General features: G+C 68.2%; 19 protein-coding genes. 9 read left to right on the top strand and 10 right to left on the bottom strand.

From position 1 onward, the window contains the following. The first annotated feature begins 1 nt into the window (after position 1). Both WD271_08560 and WD271_08555 read left to right on the top strand, forming a co-directional pair. Positions 2-2,572: an FtsX-like permease family protein gene (locus WD271_08560; protein MEX1007880.1), complete on the top strand. Its 2,571-nt coding sequence runs from the start codon at positions 2-4 to the stop codon at positions 2,570-2,572. A gap of 355 nt (positions 2,573-2,927) precedes the next feature. Continuing rightward, positions 2,928-3,713, top strand: coding sequence for an enoyl-CoA hydratase-related protein (locus tag WD271_08555; GenBank protein ID MEX1007879.1), 786 nt, complete (start codon positions 2,928-2,930; stop codon positions 3,711-3,713). 6 nt (positions 3,714-3,719) lie between these two features. On the opposite strand, the gene purE is transcribed toward WD271_08555, so the two are convergent. From purE to WD271_08540, 3 genes are read right to left on the bottom strand one after another with little or no spacing between them, the layout of a single operon-like run. Next, positions 3,720-4,220, bottom strand: coding sequence for a 5-(carboxyamino)imidazole ribonucleotide mutase (gene purE / locus WD271_08550; protein ID MEX1007878.1), 501 nt, complete (start codon positions 4,218-4,220; stop codon positions 3,720-3,722). After that, entirely contained in the window at positions 4,220-5,209 is a 990-nt protein-coding gene (locus tag WD271_08545) for a GDP-mannose 4,6-dehydratase (GenBank protein ID MEX1007877.1), read from the bottom strand. Before WD271_08545 ends, purE begins: the two co-directional genes overlap by 1 nt. A gap of 9 nt (positions 5,210-5,218) precedes the next feature. Next, positions 5,219-5,671, bottom strand: coding sequence for a DUF3151 family protein (locus tag WD271_08540; GenBank protein ID MEX1007876.1), 453 nt, complete (start codon positions 5,669-5,671; stop codon positions 5,219-5,221). 71 nt (positions 5,672-5,742) lie between these two features. On the opposite strand from WD271_08540, the gene WD271_08535 reads away from it, so the two are divergent. The 3 genes from WD271_08535 to WD271_08525 are packed head-to-tail and all read left to right on the top strand — an operon-like array spanning position 5,743 to position 7,738. Next, positions 5,743-6,465: an MSMEG_4193 family putative phosphomutase gene (locus WD271_08535; GenBank protein ID MEX1007875.1), complete on the top strand. Its 723-nt coding sequence runs from the start codon at positions 5,743-5,745 to the stop codon at positions 6,463-6,465. Next, positions 6,465-7,028 carry a DUF3090 family protein gene (locus tag WD271_08530; protein MEX1007874.1) on the top strand — a complete coding sequence of 188 codons (564 nt, stop codon included), beginning with the start codon at positions 6,465-6,467 and terminating at the stop codon, positions 7,026-7,028. The genes WD271_08535 and WD271_08530 overlap by 1 nt, the downstream gene beginning before the upstream one ends. Then, positions 7,010-7,738, top strand: coding sequence for an SCO1664 family protein (locus tag WD271_08525; protein MEX1007873.1), 729 nt, complete (start codon positions 7,010-7,012; stop codon positions 7,736-7,738). Before WD271_08530 ends, WD271_08525 begins: the two co-directional genes overlap by 19 nt. A gap of 12 nt (positions 7,739-7,750) precedes the next feature. Here WD271_08525 and WD271_08520 read toward each other — a convergent pair whose 3' ends face one another. From WD271_08520 to WD271_08500, 5 genes are read right to left on the bottom strand one after another with little or no spacing between them, the layout of a single operon-like run. Further along, a complete protein-coding gene (locus tag WD271_08520; protein ID MEX1007872.1) occupies positions 7,751-9,229 on the bottom strand; it encodes a glycosyltransferase family 39 protein in 1,479 nt (492 codons plus the stop codon). A 55-nt stretch (positions 9,230-9,284) separates the two neighbouring features. Then, positions 9,285-10,967, bottom strand: coding sequence for an AMP-binding protein (locus tag WD271_08515; protein ID MEX1007871.1), 1,683 nt, complete (start codon positions 10,965-10,967; stop codon positions 9,285-9,287). Between the two features lie 13 nt (positions 10,968-10,980). Beyond that, positions 10,981-11,637 (bottom strand): nitroreductase family protein, encoded by a 657-nt coding sequence (locus WD271_08510; GenBank protein MEX1007870.1) that lies wholly within the window; start codon positions 11,635-11,637, stop codon positions 10,981-10,983. Between the two features lie 13 nt (positions 11,638-11,650). Next, positions 11,651-11,971, bottom strand: a complete 321-nt coding sequence (locus WD271_08505; GenBank protein MEX1007869.1) for a DNA-binding response regulator — start codon at positions 11,969-11,971, stop codon at positions 11,651-11,653. A 2-nt stretch (positions 11,972-11,973) separates the two neighbouring features. Further along, positions 11,974-13,107 carry a Coenzyme F420 hydrogenase/dehydrogenase, beta subunit C-terminal domain gene (locus WD271_08500; protein ID MEX1007868.1) on the bottom strand — a complete coding sequence of 378 codons (1,134 nt, stop codon included), beginning with the start codon at positions 13,105-13,107 and terminating at the stop codon, positions 11,974-11,976. 64 nt (positions 13,108-13,171) lie between these two features. On the opposite strand from WD271_08500, the gene WD271_08495 reads away from it, so the two are divergent. From WD271_08495 to WD271_08480, 4 genes are read left to right on the top strand one after another with little or no spacing between them, the layout of a single operon-like run. Then, positions 13,172-13,537, top strand: coding sequence for a hypothetical protein (locus WD271_08495; GenBank protein MEX1007867.1), 366 nt, complete (start codon positions 13,172-13,174; stop codon positions 13,535-13,537). Further along, on the top strand, positions 13,534-14,394 hold the full coding sequence (gene metF, locus WD271_08490; GenBank protein ID MEX1007866.1) for a methylenetetrahydrofolate reductase [NAD(P)H]: 861 nt from the start codon (positions 13,534-13,536) through the stop codon (positions 14,392-14,394). The genes WD271_08495 and metF overlap by 4 nt, the downstream gene beginning before the upstream one ends. 28 nt (positions 14,395-14,422) lie before the next feature. Beyond that, on the top strand, positions 14,423-14,704 hold the full coding sequence (locus tag WD271_08485; GenBank protein MEX1007865.1) for a type II toxin-antitoxin system prevent-host-death family antitoxin: 282 nt from the start codon (positions 14,423-14,425) through the stop codon (positions 14,702-14,704). Further along, positions 14,701-15,117: a type II toxin-antitoxin system VapC family toxin gene (locus tag WD271_08480; GenBank protein ID MEX1007864.1), complete on the top strand. Its 417-nt coding sequence runs from the start codon at positions 14,701-14,703 to the stop codon at positions 15,115-15,117. Before WD271_08485 ends, WD271_08480 begins: the two co-directional genes overlap by 4 nt. A gap of 4 nt (positions 15,118-15,121) precedes the next feature. On the opposite strand, the gene WD271_08475 is transcribed toward WD271_08480, so the two are convergent. Both WD271_08475 and WD271_08470 read right to left on the bottom strand, forming a co-directional pair. Then, positions 15,122-15,655, bottom strand: coding sequence for an NUDIX domain-containing protein (locus tag WD271_08475; protein MEX1007863.1), 534 nt, complete (start codon positions 15,653-15,655; stop codon positions 15,122-15,124). A 17-nt stretch (positions 15,656-15,672) separates the two neighbouring features. Beyond that, entirely contained in the window at positions 15,673-16,278 is a 606-nt protein-coding gene (locus WD271_08470; protein MEX1007862.1) for a helix-turn-helix domain-containing protein, read from the bottom strand. Between the last annotated feature and the right edge of the window lie 4 nt (positions 16,279-16,282).

Raw genomic sequence — 16,282 nt, 5'->3', positions numbered from 1 at the left:
AATGTGGCGCGTCACGATCAAGGGGCTTCTCGCCAAGAAGCTCCGGCTCGTCCTCACGTCGATCGCGGTCGTGCTCGGAGTCGCGTTCATCTCGGGCACTTTCGTGCTTACCGACACTCTCGGCAGCGTGTTCGACAACCTCTTCACCGAGGCCACCAAGGGTGTTGACGCGATCGTGCGGTCGAAGCGCGAGCTCAGCAGCGATCGCGGCTTCGCGCCGCGGAACCCGGTACCGAACAGCGTGGTTCCGGTCGTAGAGGGCGCGCCCGGAGTGAAGCTCGCGCGCGGCAACGTGCAGGGCTCGGCCTCCGTGGTCGACGAGGACGGCGACGTGGTCACGAACGGAACCGGCCAGTCGTCGGGGTTCTCGTGGCAGCAGTTGCCGTTCGGCCAGGCGAACCAGATCGCCAAGGGGCACAAGCCGGAGGCGCCCGACGAGGTCGTGCTCGACGAGAACACGGCTGACAAGTCCGGGTACCGCCTCGGCGCCGAGGTGCCGATCGTGTTCCGCGAGGCCACGCCGGAGAAGTTCACGCTCGTCGGCGTGTTCACGTTCGGCGACAGCAGCAGCCCGCCGGGTACCCGCGCCGGGTTCACTCCGGCCACCGCGCAGCGGGTCGTCGGCCGGCCTGGCGAATGGGACTCGATCTACGTCGCGGCGAAGCCGGGGGTGTCGCAAGACGAGGTGGCGCGCAACGTGCGGGAGGCCATCGCCACTGCCGAGCAGTCCGAGTCCTACGAGGTGCTCACGGGTAAGCAGTTCGCCGACGAGAGCGCGAGCAACGTGAAGGACCGTCTCGGCTTCCTGAACACGTTCCTGCTCGTTTTCGCGTTGATCGCGCTGTTCGTGGGGTCGTTCATCATCTACAACACGTTCTCGATCATCGTGGCACAACGGTCACGCGAGCTCGCGCTGCTCCGTGCATTGGGTGCGTCCGGGAAGCAGGTCACGCGATCGGTCGCCGCGGAGGCGTTCGTGGTAGGGCTGCTCTCGTCGATGCTCGGGCTCGCGCTCGGCGTGCTCGTGGCGATCGGGCTGCAGAGTCTGCTCGCCGCGTTCGGCTTTGCACTGCCCACCGAGTCTCCGGTCATCCTGCCCCGCACGATCATCGTCGCGGTCTTCGCGGGCACAGTGGTCACCTTCGTGTCGGCTTTGTCGCCCGCGCGCAGCGCGGCGCGCGTCCCCCCGGTTGCCGCGATGCGCGACACCGCCGTCATCGCGTCGAGCGGATCTCGCCGGTACCGGATCGGTGGTCTCCTCACGATCATCGGGATCCTCCTGTTGGCGCTCGGCCTGTTCGGCGATGTGGGCTCGGATGCGGTACCCGGTGGTGCCGCAGGGCTCGTGGGCTTCGCCGCGTTCCTCGTGTTCATCGGCGTCGCGATGCTCAGCCCGCTCGTCGCACGGCCGGTCTCGCGATTCCTCGGCTGGATCCCCGCGCGTTTGCGCGGCATGTCGGGCGTTCTTGCACGCGAGAACGCGATGCGGAACCCTCGCCGCACCGCCACCACTGCGTCGGCGCTCATGATCGGCCTCGCGTTGGTCACGCTCGTCGCGATCATCGGCGCGTCGGCCAAGCAGTCGTTCAGCGACATCATCGACAACAGCGTGCGCGCCGAGTGGCTGATCCAGGGCAAGGGTTTCTTCAGCCGTGGCTTCTCGCCCGAAATCGCGAAGTCGCTCGATCAGGATCTCCCAGGCGCGCAGATCGTCGAGTTCCGCAACGGCGACTTCGTGGTCGACGGCGACCAACGGCAACTGTTCGGCGTGAGCCCGAACGTCCAAGACGTTATCGACATCAAGCTGCGTTCCGGCGCGAACCTCGACGCCTTCGCCGACGGTGGTGTGCTCGTCAGCACCGACACCGCCACGAACAAGGGGTGGAAGGTCGGTGACACCGTAGATATTCAGTTCGAGAAGACCGGGGTGCAGCGCGAGAGGATCCAGGGGCTCTACGCAGAAGATCGTGCCATCGGCGCCTCGTATTTGATCTCGCTGACGTCATATGAGAAGAACTACACGGATCAGTCGGACTCGCTCGTGGCCGTGCGGCAGGCATCCGACTCAGATGACGCCAAGACCCGCGCCACGATCGAGCGAGTGCTGAAGCCGTATCCCACCGTCGAGGTGCAGGACCAGACCGAGTTCAAGGACTCGCAGATCGCTCAGTTCGACACGATCCTCAACCTGCTCTACGTGATGCTGTTGCTCGCAGTTGTGATCGCGCTGATCGGCATCGTGAACACACTCGCGCTGTCGATCTACGAACGTACCCGTGAGCTGGGTCTGTTGCGCGCGGTGGGCATGACGCGCGCACAGGTTCGCACGATGATCCGTGACGAGGCGGTCATCATCTCGATCTTCGGGTCGCTGCTCGGGCTTGTCATCGGGCTCGCGTTCGGCCGCGCGCTGGTCAGCGCGGTGAGCGACGAGGGCATCACGTTCGTCCTCCCCGTGACGCAACTCGCGATCTTCGTGATCCTGGCCGGGGTCGCCGGCTTCCTCGCCGGAGCCTGGCCTGCCCGCCGCGCGGCCCGTCACGACGTGCTCGACGCCATTGGGGCGGAGTAGGCCAGTTGGAGTAGGCCGGTTGGAGTAGGCCAGTCGGAGTAGGGCGGGTCCGAGCGGGCCACCCCCCGAGTGGGGCATCTTTACCGAGTCTTAGAGGTGCTCTGGGGCCGACTTGGGGAACGGGGGCGTACCGTACGGATCAAGCAGGCGCCGTATCCCGCCCGCACCGGGATGCGACCCCCGCGGAAGACATGCCCCGAGCGGGCGGACGGCCCCCCCGCCCGCACGGTGCTGTCCTGGAAAGCTCGAGAAATCAAGGCCCCTCTGAAGGTCCCGTCCGCTGCCCGGCGGACGGGACCTTTGTCTCCCTTCACGGCCGCTCGGCTCTGGGTGTCCTTGCGTAGCATCCGGCCCCATGACATACGAGAACGTGCTGCTCGAGGTCCGCGACGGGATTGCCCACCTCACGCTCAACCGTCCCGAGGCGGCCAACGGCATCAACATGGGCCTGGCGCGTGACCTCATGGCGGCGACGATCGACATCAGCCTGGACGACAGCGTCCGAGTGGTGCTCCTCTCGGGGAGCGGTGCGCGCTTCTGCGGCGGTGGCGACGTCAAGGCGTTCGCCGCACTCGGTGACGATCTCCCCGCCAACATCCGTGCGCTCATTCCCGCACTGCACACCGCGATCACGATGCTCGTGCGTGGCGATGCGCCGGTCGTGGCCGCAGTGCACGGCAGCGCGGCGGGCGCAGGCCTGGGGCTGGTGGGCGCGTCCGACCTCGTGATCGCGGGCGAGTCGACGAAGTTCGTGATGGCGTACACGGGTGTCGGTCTCACTCCCGACGGTTCGTCGAGCTGGTTCGTGCCGCGCCTCGTTGGCGTACGCCGGGCGCTCGAGCTGACGCTCACCAACCGGGTGCTCAGCGCAGCCGAAGCACTCGAGTGGGGCCTGATCACGAGCGTGGTCCCCGACGACGACGTCCACGCGGAAGCTGCCGCGCTCGCGGCGCGCCTCGCCGACGGTCCTGCTCGCTCGCTCGCCGCGGCGAAGCGGCTCGTGCACACGAGCCTGGAGGATTCGTTCGAGACGCACTTGGCGCGCGAAGCCGACGCGATCGTGGCTGCGGCCGGGGATGCCGAGTCCACGGAAGGCATCACCGCATTCGTCGAGAAACGCGCGCCGAACTTCCCCCGCTAGCCCGGACTACTCGAGCTCGTCGCTGAGCTTCGCGTCCTTCTCGCGGACGGCATCGGCGAGGCCCGCCTGGAACTCTTCCATCCGCGCGCGCAGCTTGTCGTCGTGCACCGCCAGGATCCGCACCGCGAGCAGCGCGGCATTGCGCGCCTTCCCCGTGCCCACCGTCGCAACGGGGATGCCGTCGGGCATCTGCACGATCGAGAGCAAGGAGTCGAGCCCGTCGAGATCCGCGAGCGGCACCGGCACTCCGATCACCGGCAACGGTGTGAGGGATGCGGTCATGCCGGGGAGATGCGCCGCGCCACCCGCGCCCGCGATGATCACGCGCAGCCCGCGAGACACGGCGGTACGCGCGTACTCGAACATCCGGTCGGGTGTGCGGTGCGCGGAGACGATGTGCACCTCACGCGGCACGTCGAACTCGTCGAGCGTGTCGATGGCGGGCTGCATCACGCGCAGGTCGGAATCACTTCCCATGATCACCCCCACCAACGCCGTTCCGGCCATCAGGAGAGCCGCGCCTGCGTTCGTTCCGACGCGAGGTCGGATTCGTACATCATCGTGACGAGTTCCTCGAAGGACATGCGTGGCGTCCACCCGAGCTTCTCGCGCGCCTTGGTGGCGTCGCCGATGAGCACGTCGACCTCAGCGGGACGCTCGAAGCGCGGGTCTTTCTGCACGTAGGGCGTCCAGTCGTCGTAGCCGGCGGCGCGGAACGCGACGTCGAGGCACTCACGAATGGTGTGCGTCTTGCCCGACGCGACCACGTAGTCGTCGGGCTCGTCCTGCTGGAGCATGAGCCACATCGCCTCGACGTAGTCGCCCGCGTACCCCCAGTCGCGCGCGGAGTCGAGGTTGCCGAGCGAAATCGAGTCCTGGAGGCCCAGCTTGATGCGCGCGAGCGAGGTGGTGATCTTTCGCTCCACGAACTCGATGCCGCGCCTCTCGGAACCGTGGTTGAAGAGGATGCCCGACGATGCGTGCAGGTCGTACGACTCGCGGTAGTTGACCGTCATGTGGTGACCGAACACCTTCGCGACGCCGTAGGGCGAGCGCGGATGGAACGGCGTGAGCTCGGTCTGTGGGGTCTCCCGAATTTTCCCGAACATCTCCGACGACGACGCCTGGTAGAAACGGATCGGATTGCGCTGCGTGCCGCCCACGATCCGCACCGCCTCCAGCATGCGGAGCACACCGAGCCCGGTGATCTCGGCGAACAGCTCGGGTTGCGACCACGACAGCTTGACGAAGCTCATGGCGCCGAGGTTGTACACCTCGTCGGGTTGCACCTGCTCGACCGCGGCGATCAACGACGACAAGTCGCGGAGGTCGCCGTCGACGAGCTCGAGCGACGGCGTCTCGTCGAGGACGAGCTGGCCCTTCGGGTTGTTCTGGCCGCGGATGAGTCCGAACACCTGATAGCCCTTGCCGGTGAGGAACTGGGCGAGGAATCGGCCGTCCTGCCCGGTGATCCCCGTGACGAGGGCTCGCTTCATAGCGAGAAATTAGTCGGCTTCGTGGGGATCGAGACGATCCCAAGCCGGCTCGAGCTGGTGCAGGAACTCGTCGCAGCGAACTTCTTCGTCGATCTCGCCGATGGCGGCCGCCGACCGCCGCAGGCCGTCGAGCGCGCGCAGGAACCCGCGGTTGGTCGCGTGCTCCCAGCGCACGTAACCGGAGCCACGCCATCCCGACTGGCGCAGTCGGTCGAGCCCGCGGTGGTAGCCCACGCGGAAGCACGCGTAGGCCTCCACGTGGTCGCGCGCGAGCTCGCCGAGCCGCGCCCAACCATCGAGAGCGCGTGGCCACCGCGCGACCACCGCAGCGACGGCGTTCCGGCGATGCGCTTCGGGCGCGCCGAGCGCATCGCGGAGCGCGCGGACGGCGTCGGGCGGCTCGGGGTCGATCACGGTCTCGGGGATGCCGTGCGGCGAGAAGCTGACGGGAAGATCGGCCATGTCAGGAATGTAGGTCCGGGAATGTAGGGCCGCTCGAAGGCAGCGAACCTGGCACCGGTACGATCGTCGGCGTGACCGACACCGTCGCGGCTGAAGTGGGCGCTCCGGAAGCCGAGAAGCCGAAGCCGCCGCCGTCCACGGTGCTCCTCCTCGCGCGTCACGCGGTCACCGCGGAGACGGGCTCGATGCTGTCGGGTCGCAAACCCGGGATCGACCTGTCCGACAAGGGACGCGAGCAGGCCACGTCGCTCGGTGAGCGGTTGGCGGCACTTCCGATCGCCGCGGTGTACGCGAGCCCGATCGAGCGCACGATGCAGACGGCCCATGCCGTCGCCGCGAAGCACGGTCTCGAGGTGCGCGAGCTCCCCGGGGTACTCGAAGCCGACTACGGCGAGTGGACGGGCGGCAAGCTCGGGGATCTCGCAAAGGAAGATCTCTGGCGCACGGTGCAGCGCGCGCCGTCACGCGCGCGCTTTCCCGAGGGTGAGTCGCTCGCGGAGATGCAGGTGCGCATGGTGGCGGCGCTCGAGCGCGTCGTCGCCGACCACCCGGGGGAGATCGTGGTCGTGGTGTCGCACGCCGACCCGATCAAGTCGGCCATCGCGCACTACAACGGGACGCACCTCGATCACTTCCAGCGCATCATCGTGTCGCCCGCGTCGGTGACGGTGTTCCAACTCTCGGCCCACGGCGCCGCGATGGTGAAGTGCAACGACACCGGTTCGCTCGAGGAGCTGATCCCGCGCCCGGCCGAGGAGTCGACGAGTGAGTCGAAGGGGGAAGCCGGCGCGTGATGGGCGAGATCATCGAGCTCGAGGATGTCGACGGTCTCGGGGCCGGAGCGATCGGAGAACCGGGGAAGCGCGCGTTCTACATCCAGGCGCGTACCGAGCACGCGCAGCTCACCGTGCTCGTCGAGAAAGAGCAGATTGCGCTGCTCGCCACGGAGGTCGTCGCGTTCCTCGATCGCATCGCCGGCGACTACCCGGAGACGTCCGCTTCGGTGCCCGACGCCGAAACCCAGCTCCGTGAGCCCACCGTTCCCCTGTTTCGCGCGCGTCTGATCGGCCTCGGCTTCGATCCCGAGCGCGAGCTCGTTCTGCTCGAGCTGCGCGAGCGCGCCGCTGCCGAAGACGACGAAGACGACGAGGACGACGAGGACGACAAGGACGACAACGCGCCGTCCGCCGAAGGTGCCGAAGACCCGGGCTACGTGGCGCGGATCCACGCGACGCGCGCGCAAGTGCGGGCGATGGCGGCGCGCGGTGCGGAGGCGGTCACCGGAGGGCGACTCCCGTGCCCGCTGTGCTCGATGCCGATGGATCCTGCCGGGCACCGGTGTCCCCGCTGGAACTGACCCCCGACGAGCTTGCCGACGTGCTCGGCGCCGCCGAGCTCGAGGTGGTCGGGCGCATGCGCTACTCCTCGAACGCGACCTTTCTCGTGGAGGCGCGCCTCGACGGCATGGAGCTCTCTGCCGTGTACAAGCCCCGGCGTGGCGAGCGCCCGCTGTGGGACTTCCCGCACGGCACTCTGTGCAACCGCGAGGTCGCGGCGTACGAGCTGTCGCGCGCGCTCCACTGGGGTGTCGTGCCCGTCACGATCCTGCGCGACGGTCCGCTCGGCGAGGGCGCGGTGCAGCGGTTCGTCGAGCACGACCCCGACGAGCACTACTTCACCCTGCTCGACGGGCACGAGGGCCGGTTCCGGCAGTTCGCCGTCTTCGACGTGCTCGCCAACAACGCCGACCGGAAGGGTGGTCACTGCCTCCACGACGAGGTCAACGATCTGATCGTCGGCATCGACCACGGACTCACGTTCCATCCGGCGTGGAAGCTCCGCACCGTGATCTGGGACTTTGCCGGGGAGCGAATCCTCGAGGCCGACACCGACGACGTGTGCCGCGCGCTCGCCGAGCTCCACGACGGCCCACTCGGCGAGCGGCTCTCCGAGCTCCTCACCGCGGTGGAGGTCGAGTCGATCGCGTACCGGGCCAAGGGCCTCCTGGAGCTTGGCTTCCCCTACCCCGACGACGGCTACCACAGCACCCCCTGGCCGCTGGTGTAGCCCCCACGAGGGTTACTTGCGGGCGTAGATGGCGACGCCGTCGATGGTGCGCACGTAGTGGTACTGCTGCTTCAGGATCTTCGCGAACTCGGGGAATTTCGAGATCGGGTAGTACTGCGCGCCGCGCAGCTTCGATGGTGACGTGTCGAGCACGTACTTCGGCGGCGCGGCGGTGAAGTCCTCGAAGAAGTACTTCCAGTTCTGCGCGGTGTTGTCGTCGGGTTCGACCTCGTCTTCGGGACGACCCGGGTGGTTGCCCGTGAGGAACGTCCCGGTGGTGAGGAAGCGCGTCGCCGGGAGCCGGTTGGAGGCCCAGTAGATCTCCGGCTCACTGCCCCAAACGAGGATCTTGTCGTCGGGATGCGTGTACGCAGCCACGTATCGACTCACCGACTCGTACATCGGCTCGGGACCGAAGGGGTGCATGAAGTAGCCGGCCGCGGAGTACACCACTGCGAGTACCGCCGCCGCGGCGATCGTTGCGCTCACTGCTCGGCGTCCACTGCGTGCCAACGCGCCCGCGGCGAGCAGTGCGAGCGGCGGAACGAGCTGCATGTAGTAGTGCCCGAAGAACCGCAGCCCGATCGCCACCGAGAACGCGGCCGAGAACAGCCACAGCCAGAGGTCGGTGTCGCGCTCGCCGTCGAGCGCAGGTTCGCGACGCTCGTGCCACGCGCCCGGCAGCTTCCACAGCAGTGGGAGGTTGCACGCGGCGAAGCCCAGCGTCATCAGCACGAACATGGCGATGACCATCACCGACCCGCTGTTCACGCCGAGGTACGAACCGTTGCCCAGCACCGCCCAATGGAGGAGCTGGCTCGGGCCGACGGCCAGCGCGACGGCGGCGATCGGCACGCTGAACCCCAGCGCAACCGCGCCGACGCCACGCTTCCCGCGCGCACGCGCGAGCAGGTACACGACGGGAAGCAGCGTGGCCGCGCCGGTCTGTTTCGCGAGCGTCGCGACGGCGACCGCGACTCCAGCCGCCGCGCCGCGCCCGCGCCGCGCGAACAGGATCGCCGCCGTCATCGACGGCAGCATGAACACCTCGAAGTTCGCGGCCTGCCCGTCTTGTGGCGCGAAGGCCACCATCGCGAGCACGAACAGCACTCCGGCGATCCATCCTGCGCGCGCGCCGTACCTGCGGCGGGCTTCGACCGCGAGCAGCAGCGCGGTGAGGGCCACCGCGAGCATCGCGACGACGCGCACCGACCACAGCGCCGAGGTCTCGAAGAACGCGAACGTGGCCGCGTAGATGTACGGCACGAGCGGTGGCTTCCGGTCGGCTGCGTCCTCGTAGAGCTCGCCGCCCTGCTCGATCACGTGCGCCTGGGTCGCAACGAACGTCTCGTCGGAGTTGAACACCGGCACAAAGAACGCCGGTAACCGGAGCACGAACGTGATGGCGAGGAGCACGAGGAACAACCGGGCCAACTCCCGGCGCGCGGAAACCTGTGCACGCGCCTCGACCGGCGCTTCGGGCTGGGTCACCGCCTCCATACTGATGTGCCCATATTGCTCGATAGTGAAAGGGCCCGACGACCCCTCAGACGGATTCGAGCTCGTCGGCGTGGTAGCGGTCGCGGCACAGGGAGCGCTGGAGCTTGCCCGACGACGTCTTCGGCAACGTCCCCGGCCGCACGAGCACCACGTCGACCGGAGGAACGCCGACGGCATCACACACAGTGGTCACCACCGCGTCGCGCACCGGCGCGGTGTCGTCGGCCGTCCGGGTCTCGGCCACCACGATGATCGATTCGCGCCCACGGCGACGATCGCTGCCGAACGCGATGACATTCCCGGCGCGTACACCTTCGACGGTGCTCGCGGCGCGCTCGATGTCCTCCGGGAACACGTTGCGCCCGCCGACGATGATCATGTCCTTGAGGCGCCCGCAGACCACGAGCCGGCCGTCGACGAGGTATCCGAGGTCGCCGGTGCGGAACCAGTCGCCGTGGAACGCGGCCTTCGTCGCGTCCGCGTTGCCGTAGTAGCCGGGCGTAATCGTTGGGCTGCGCAGTTCGAGCTCGCCGACTTCCCGGTCGTGGAGCACGTCACCCGACTCTGGATCGCAGATGCGGAGCTCGAACCCAACGAGTGGACGCCCCAGCATCGCGAGCCGGCGCGTGTCCGCGGTGCCGCCCGACGTGGGCGCTGCGTACCGCTCGTTCTCGAGCGCGATGCGGTCGACCGTGTCGACCTCCATCCCGACGCCGACGTCGGGGAACGTGACACCGAGGGTGGCCTCCGCCATGCCGAACACCGGGAACGCGGCCTTCGCATCGAACCCGTGCGGTGCCGCGGCCGCACAGAACGCTTCTACGGCGGCGGGGTCGACCGGCTCCGCTCCGTTGAGCGCGAGGCGCCACGACGACAGGTCGAGGCCGTGCGCCCGTCGCAACGCGCGCGCCGCGAGCGCGTACGAGAAGTTGGGACCGGCCGAGATCGTGCCGCGATACTCCGAGATCCACTCGAGCCAGATACCCGGCGACGAGAGGAAGTCGGTCGGCGCGCCGAGCACGAGCTCGAAGCCGGTGAGCATCGGCGTCATCAGCAAGCCGATGAGCCCCATGTCGTGGTAGAGCGGCAACCACGACACTGCGCGGTCCGCCGCCGAGATCCCGAGGGCCCCGGCGATCGCGTCGACGTTGGCGCCGATGCAGCGGTCGGGGAGCATCACGCCCTTCGGATCCGCGGTGGATCCGCTCGTGAACTGCAGGATCGTGAGCCGGTCGGGGTCGTCAGCGGGGCGGAGCAGGCGCGCCGCCGACAGCCGGTTCGCCTCCGCGGTGAGATCGTCGAGGCGGACGACTGCAACCCGTGTAGGCGGCGGATCGAGGAACGGCGCGAGGTCGGGGTCGATGACGACGATGTCGACGTCAGCGTGAGCGATCCGTCGGCGCGTCTGCTCGACGAACTCCTCGACGGACCCGAGGCGCATCGGGAGCGGCAGCGCGACGACGGCACCACCGGCAAGCCAGGTGGCCTGCAATGCGGTGACGAGCGCTCGCGACGTCGGGCCGACGACGGCGACGTGTGACCCGGGAGCCACACCCCGCGCCTGGAGCGCGGCCGCCATGGCGCGGGCGTCCTCGTGCAACCGGGCCCACTCCACGCGGTCGACGCGCGCGTCGCCCGCGGCGCCGCCGACGAAGGTGATGGTCCCTCGACTGTCCGCGGCGGCTTCGAGGCGCGCGCAGACGGAAATCACGGCGGGTTCGACTCCCACTCGGTCCCGAGGGTTACCGGGTCGCACCCCACTCGTCCCAGTAGGTGATCTCTTCGACGGGTCCGCGCTTCGCCGGCTTGAAGTCGGTGCCCACCGTGTACGCGACCGGCAGGAGCGCCACCTGGCTCACCGACTCGTACGGGATGCCGAGCAGCTTGGCCGCTTCCTCCTCCCGCTGAAGGTGCAACGTGGTCCACACCGAGCCGAGCCCGCGGGCGCGCAGAGCGAGCATGAAACTCCACCCGGCCTGCATGATCGAGCCGTAGAAGCTCGCGCCCGAAATGTTGTTCGCGTTCCCGACGCGCCCTTCGATACACGGGATCACGTGCACGGGCACGCGGTCGAGGATGTCGAGCAGGTAGAGGGCCGAGTCGTACACCCGGAGTGTCTGCGGGTCGTCGGAGATATCGCCGCGTGCCCCGGCTTCCAAATACGGCCGTGCGGTGCCGCCGTAGAGCTCCGCGAGCGCCGCGCGCTTCTCCGCATCGGTCACGATCATCCAGCGCCAGTTCTGACTGTTGCTCGCAGTGGGGGCCTGTACCGCGAGCTGCACGCAGTCGAGGATCACGTCACGGGGTACCGGGCGATCGAGGTCGAGGCGCTTGCGGACCGCGCGGGTCGTCGACAGGAGCAGGTCGGCGTTTTCGAGGTCGATCGGGTTCTCGGACATGGCCGGGAGTCTGTCAGTTCTCGAAGGACAGCGCCGCGGCCGGATCGCGGAAGAACCGGGAGCGGGGGAGCACCACGTCGGCGCCCTGCGCGCCCGCCCGGGCGAGCAGTTCGTCGTCGACGTGGGGACCGAACCCGACGATGCGTGCATCCGGCGCGGCTGCACGCACGGCCGGGATCGTGTCGCCGTGTCGCGCGAGGTCGACGACGACCACGTCGGCGCCAGAGCAGGTGCCCGGATCCGCGGTGAACACGACGTTGCTCAGGGCGGCGGAGAGGCGGGATCGATCCATGAGATCTCCGACGAGCGCGACGACCTTCACATCTACTGGCACGCCTACTTCGCGGCGGTCTTCGCGGGCAGGAGCCGCGGCGCCTCGATCGCGAACTCGGGCCACCGCTTGCGTGATTTGATCGACAGCTTGTGCATCAGCGCGATCGCGTCGGGGTCGTCGTCGCCCGGTCGGGTCTCGAGCCAGCCGTCGCGGATCATCCCCTCCATCAACTCGCGACCGACGTCGGTGCGCACGATCGTGAGCGTCCAGTCGTTGAACTTGCCGATTCCCCCCGTGGAGATGTCGGCGTGCTCGGCAGCGAAGTCGGGACAGAGCTTGCATCCCTCGCGGGTCCAGGCGTGGCACTCCTTGAGCGGCACCTCGTGGAAGTCACCGTTCTTCATCCAGATCTGGAAGACGCCCTTGATGTTCATCTTGCGCATCTCGGACTTCTTCAATCCGTACTTCGCCTCGAACAGTTCCTCGAAGATCGCGTCGTCGAAGGTCTTCGAACACAGCAGCCCGATGTTGAGCGACAGCCGGCGCGCGACCTTGCCGGCCTTGCGCTGCTTCATCACCGGCGGTACCGACGACTGGCAGCTCATCCCGACCAACGCGATGCGTTCGGCGCCGCTCTCTGCCGCCTCGGCATATGCCATCGGGTTCGCGGAGTAGGTGTAACGACTCCCGGCTGAGGCGATGATGTCCTCGCGCGTGCTCGCGACGCCCGGTATCGCCTTCCACGTGGAGCCGTCGCCTTCGAGGTAGCTCACGAGCGCGGCGTCGATGATGTCGTGCTCGAGCGCGTACAGCAGGATCGCGGAGACGAGCCCACCATCTTGGCCCACCTCCGCGAGCACCGGGTCGGTCGCCCGCGCGAGGAAGATGTCCTTGTAGACGCCCGACGGCTCCGAGGCCTCACGCGCGCGGCCGAAGAGGAACTCGTCCACTTCGGGCTCCCAGGCGCGGAATCTCGGGCAGGCGCGCGTACACGACGTGCAACCCCGTTCGCCGTGGCTACAGTTGTCGGGCGCATAGCCGTCCTCGAGCTGGAAGGGCCGGTAAACCCCGTCGGTGTCGCGGTAGCCGAGGACGTCGTGGGGGCACGCGATCACGCAGCCCGCACACCCGGTGCAGAGCCCCGAGGTGACCACCTCCGAATACAAGTGGCTCCACTGCAGCTTTTCGGGCGGCATACGACGACGAGTCTCGCATAGCAATCCGCCGGAGGCACAGCCCGGCTCGTTCTACCCTGATGCGATGCCCCCGGGCTCCGACACCTCCGATCTTCGTGCCCTGGCGAGGGTGATCCTCGACCAGGAGGACCTCGAGCAGTCGGCGGGTCGCGAGCCGCGCTACGAGCTCCGTCCTGTGTACCGCCGGTTCGTCGAGGGAGTACGCGTCGGAATCTTGCTGGGCGTCGCCCTCGGCTTCGCTTCCACCGGCGCCGGTACCGCGACCACCTTCCGCGAGCCCGCGTGGTTCGCGTACTTCGCACTCTTCACGGTCGCCGGCACCGCCTTGGGTGCGATCGGCGGAGCAGCCGTCGGTCTCGGCGTGCGCTGGTCGCAGCGACGCGGTCTCGATGCAGAGCTCGCATCGCTCGTCGGGAACTCACCAGGGTGAAGATCCACGAGAACCTTCGCAACGGCACGAGCTATTCGTTCGAGTTCTCGCCGCCGCGCGACGACGAGATGGAAGCGGTGCTCGCCCGCACCGTCCGTCGCCTCGAACCGCTCCATCCGTCGTATGTGTCGGTCACGTACGGCGCCGGAGGCTCCACGCGCGAGCGCACGCACGACCTCGTTGTCGAGATCAACCGCAACACGTCGATGACTGCGATGGCGCATCTCACGTGTGCCGCGCACCGGCGCGACGAGCTGGTCGACATCATCAGCCGCTATCGCGACGCAGGTATCGAGAACATTCTCGCCCTCGGTGGTGACCCGCCGAAAGAGCTCGACCTGCCACCCGGGGAGCTGTCGTATGCGATCGACCTCGTGCGGCTCGTGCGCGAGCACGGCGACTTCTCCGTCGGGGTCGCCGCGCACCCGGAACCGCATCCACGTTCGGAGAGCCTCGAGTCGGACCGCCGCCACACGGCCGAGAAGTTGCGCGAGGCCGACTTCGCGATCACACAGTTCTTCTTCGACGCTCGCCACTACTTCGATCTGGTCGAGAGCCTGCATGCGCTCGGCGTCGACAAGCCGGTGATCGCGGGGATCATGCCGGTCACGAGCCTGCGGTTGGTCTCGCGCATGGCCGAGATGCAGGGCTCGGAGTTCCCGCAGTGGCTCGGCGAGAAGCTCGAGGCGGTGGGCGACGACCCCGCCGCCGTGCGCGCGGTCGGCGTGGAGGAGGCAACGAAGCTCTGCCAGACCCTGCTCGACGGCGGAGTTCCGGGGCTGCACTTCTACACGCTGAACCGGTCGAACGCGACCCGGGAGATCTACGAGCAGCTCGGGCTCACCTCCGCCCGCTGACCCTCGCGTGAGTGCTACTATGTAGCACATGGAGACGGTGGGAATCCGGGAACTGCGACAGCACGCCAGCACCTGGGTCCGTCGCGCAGCCGCCGGCGAGGTCATCGAGGTCACGGACCGAGGGCGACCCGTCGCACGGTTGGGTCCCATCCCGATGGAAGAAACCGGGCTCGCCGCGCTCGAGGCAGCCGGCCGTATTCGTCACGGCCGAGGTCGGCTCTCTGATCATCGGCCGCTCCCGCTGAAGCCGGGAAGCCGGCCACTGTCAGAGATCCTCGAGGAGATGCGTGCCGAAGACGACGAACGGTGAGCGCGTGGTACCTCGATACGTCAGCGTTCCTCAAGCTGGTCGGTGAGGAGCCCTCGAGCGACGCGATGCACGCTTGGGTGCTCGAACGCGAGGCCGATGCCGATCGTCTGTTTTCGAGCGACATCCTGCGCACCGAGGCCGTGCGCGCGATCAGGCGTACGGGTGACGAGGATGCTCTCGGAAGAACGTACGCGACGCTCGCCGATGTCGCATTGATACGCCTCACTGCCGAGACGTATGACGCGGCGGCGCTTCTTGATCCTCCATCTCTCCGTTCACTCGACGCGATCCACATCGCCGCGGCCCAAAGCCTGGGTTCAGAGCTCGGCGGCATCGTCGCCTACGACAACCGCCTGATCGACGCGGCTCGCACAGTCGGCATCACGAGCGTGAGCCCCGGGCTCGATCCCTGAGGCTTCATGCGCGACCACGGGCGGCGCGGAGCGCGTTGCGGAGCGACTCGTCGGCCACTTCGTCGGCTTCCTCCCACGAGAACCAGCGCGCCTCCTGGCTCTCGCCCGGTGCGGGCGCGGGGTCGTCGTCCGGCGCGAGCAACACGTATCGCAGATCGAGGTGCAGATGCCCACGCGGTGCGTCGTGGACGTCGACGTGCACGAGCTCGGGCCCGCCGTCGGGATGGCGCACGGGTAGCCCCGTCTCTTCGACGCTCTCGCGCACGGCTGTATCCCACGGCGTCTCACCGGCCTCGATGTGCCCACCGGGTTGGAGCCATCCGCCGATGCGCCGGTGCACGTGCAGCACCGTGCCGCGCGCGCCGACGACGATGGCCGACGCGGTCACGTGGGTCGGGTCCGCGTCCTCCGAGAACGGGAACGGCAGGCGTTCCAACTCGGCGAGGAACCGTTCCCGTGCGTCGACCTCTCGGTCGTCGGCCGGAACCCGCCTGGACACCGAGCCGTGTACGGCAATCCAGCGGTCGTCGCGTTCCACGTGCGCACGCTACGCGCTCAGCGCGTGGCGTCGACCTTGGGGAACAACGCGTGGAACATGACCATAGGCCGCGCCCCACGACGGCGTACTGACTTCTCCGCGTACTCGTCGACGAGCGCCGACAGTCGATCGCGCAGCGCACGCGCCTGAGCGGGTGTCAGGATCAGATCGGTCGTAGCGGTCGCGACGAAACCGTCCTTGCGATCGCGCACGTCGGGATCGGTCATCGCCGCATCGAACTGACGCGCCGCGGAGGCGAACGCCCGTTGCGGCTGACTTCCGAACGCGGCGAGCGCGTCGCCCTCGAGCCGCGACGTGAACCGATTGGCGGTGAGCCCGTAGAGCACCTCGGTGTTGCTGCCGACCCGGCGCGATTCGACGGGTACGACGAAGCCGTGCTGCTCGAGCAACCGGAGGTGGTAATAGAGCCTGTGCGCCGGCTGTTCGAGCCGTTCGGCGAGATCGTTCACCGACGCCGGTTCCGTCAGCGCCTTCAGGATCTCCTGCCGGAGCGGGTCCCAGAAGACCTTGATCGCTTCGGGGTCGTCGATGTCGAGGGTGGTGCGGGGAGCGCGGGCTGTGCGCGCGTGCCACACAAAGGAGGAGGGTTCCGCCTTGGGCATAGAG

The sequence above is a fragment of the Acidimicrobiia bacterium genome (assembly GCA_040880805.1).
Lineage (GTDB): Bacteria > Actinomycetota > Acidimicrobiia > IMCC26256 > DASPTH01 > DASPTH01.
This window is presented reverse-complemented; position numbering and strand designations above follow the sequence as displayed.

Bases quoted from the DNA above. Each gene is read 5' to 3' on its own strand.
- WD271_08560 (MEX1007880.1), top strand. From the start codon at position 2: ATGTGGCGCGTCACGATCAAGGGGCTTCTCGCCAAGAAGCTCCGGCTC.
- WD271_08555 (MEX1007879.1), top strand. From the start codon at position 2,928: ATGACATACGAGAACGTGCTGCTCGAGGTCCGCGACGGGATTGCCCAC.
- purE (MEX1007878.1), bottom strand. From the start codon at position 4,220: ATGGCCGGAACGGCGTTGGTGGGGGTGATCATGGGAAGTGATTCCGAC.
- WD271_08545 (MEX1007877.1), bottom strand. From the start codon at position 5,209: ATGAAGCGAGCCCTCGTCACGGGGATCACCGGGCAGGACGGCCGATTC.
- WD271_08540 (MEX1007876.1), bottom strand. From the start codon at position 5,671: ATGGCCGATCTTCCCGTCAGCTTCTCGCCGCACGGCATCCCCGAGACC.
- WD271_08530 (MEX1007874.1), top strand. From the start codon at position 6,465: ATGGGCGAGATCATCGAGCTCGAGGATGTCGACGGTCTCGGGGCCGGA.
- WD271_08510 (MEX1007870.1), bottom strand. From the start codon at position 11,637: ATGTCCGAGAACCCGATCGACCTCGAAAACGCCGACCTGCTCCTGTCG.
- WD271_08500 (MEX1007868.1), bottom strand. From the start codon at position 13,107: ATGCCGCCCGAAAAGCTGCAGTGGAGCCACTTGTATTCGGAGGTGGTC.
- WD271_08495 (MEX1007867.1), top strand. From the start codon at position 13,172: ATGCCCCCGGGCTCCGACACCTCCGATCTTCGTGCCCTGGCGAGGGTG.
- WD271_08485 (MEX1007865.1), top strand. From the start codon at position 14,423: ATGGAGACGGTGGGAATCCGGGAACTGCGACAGCACGCCAGCACCTGG.
- WD271_08470 (MEX1007862.1), bottom strand. From the start codon at position 16,278: ATGCCCAAGGCGGAACCCTCCTCCTTTGTGTGGCACGCGCGCACAGCC.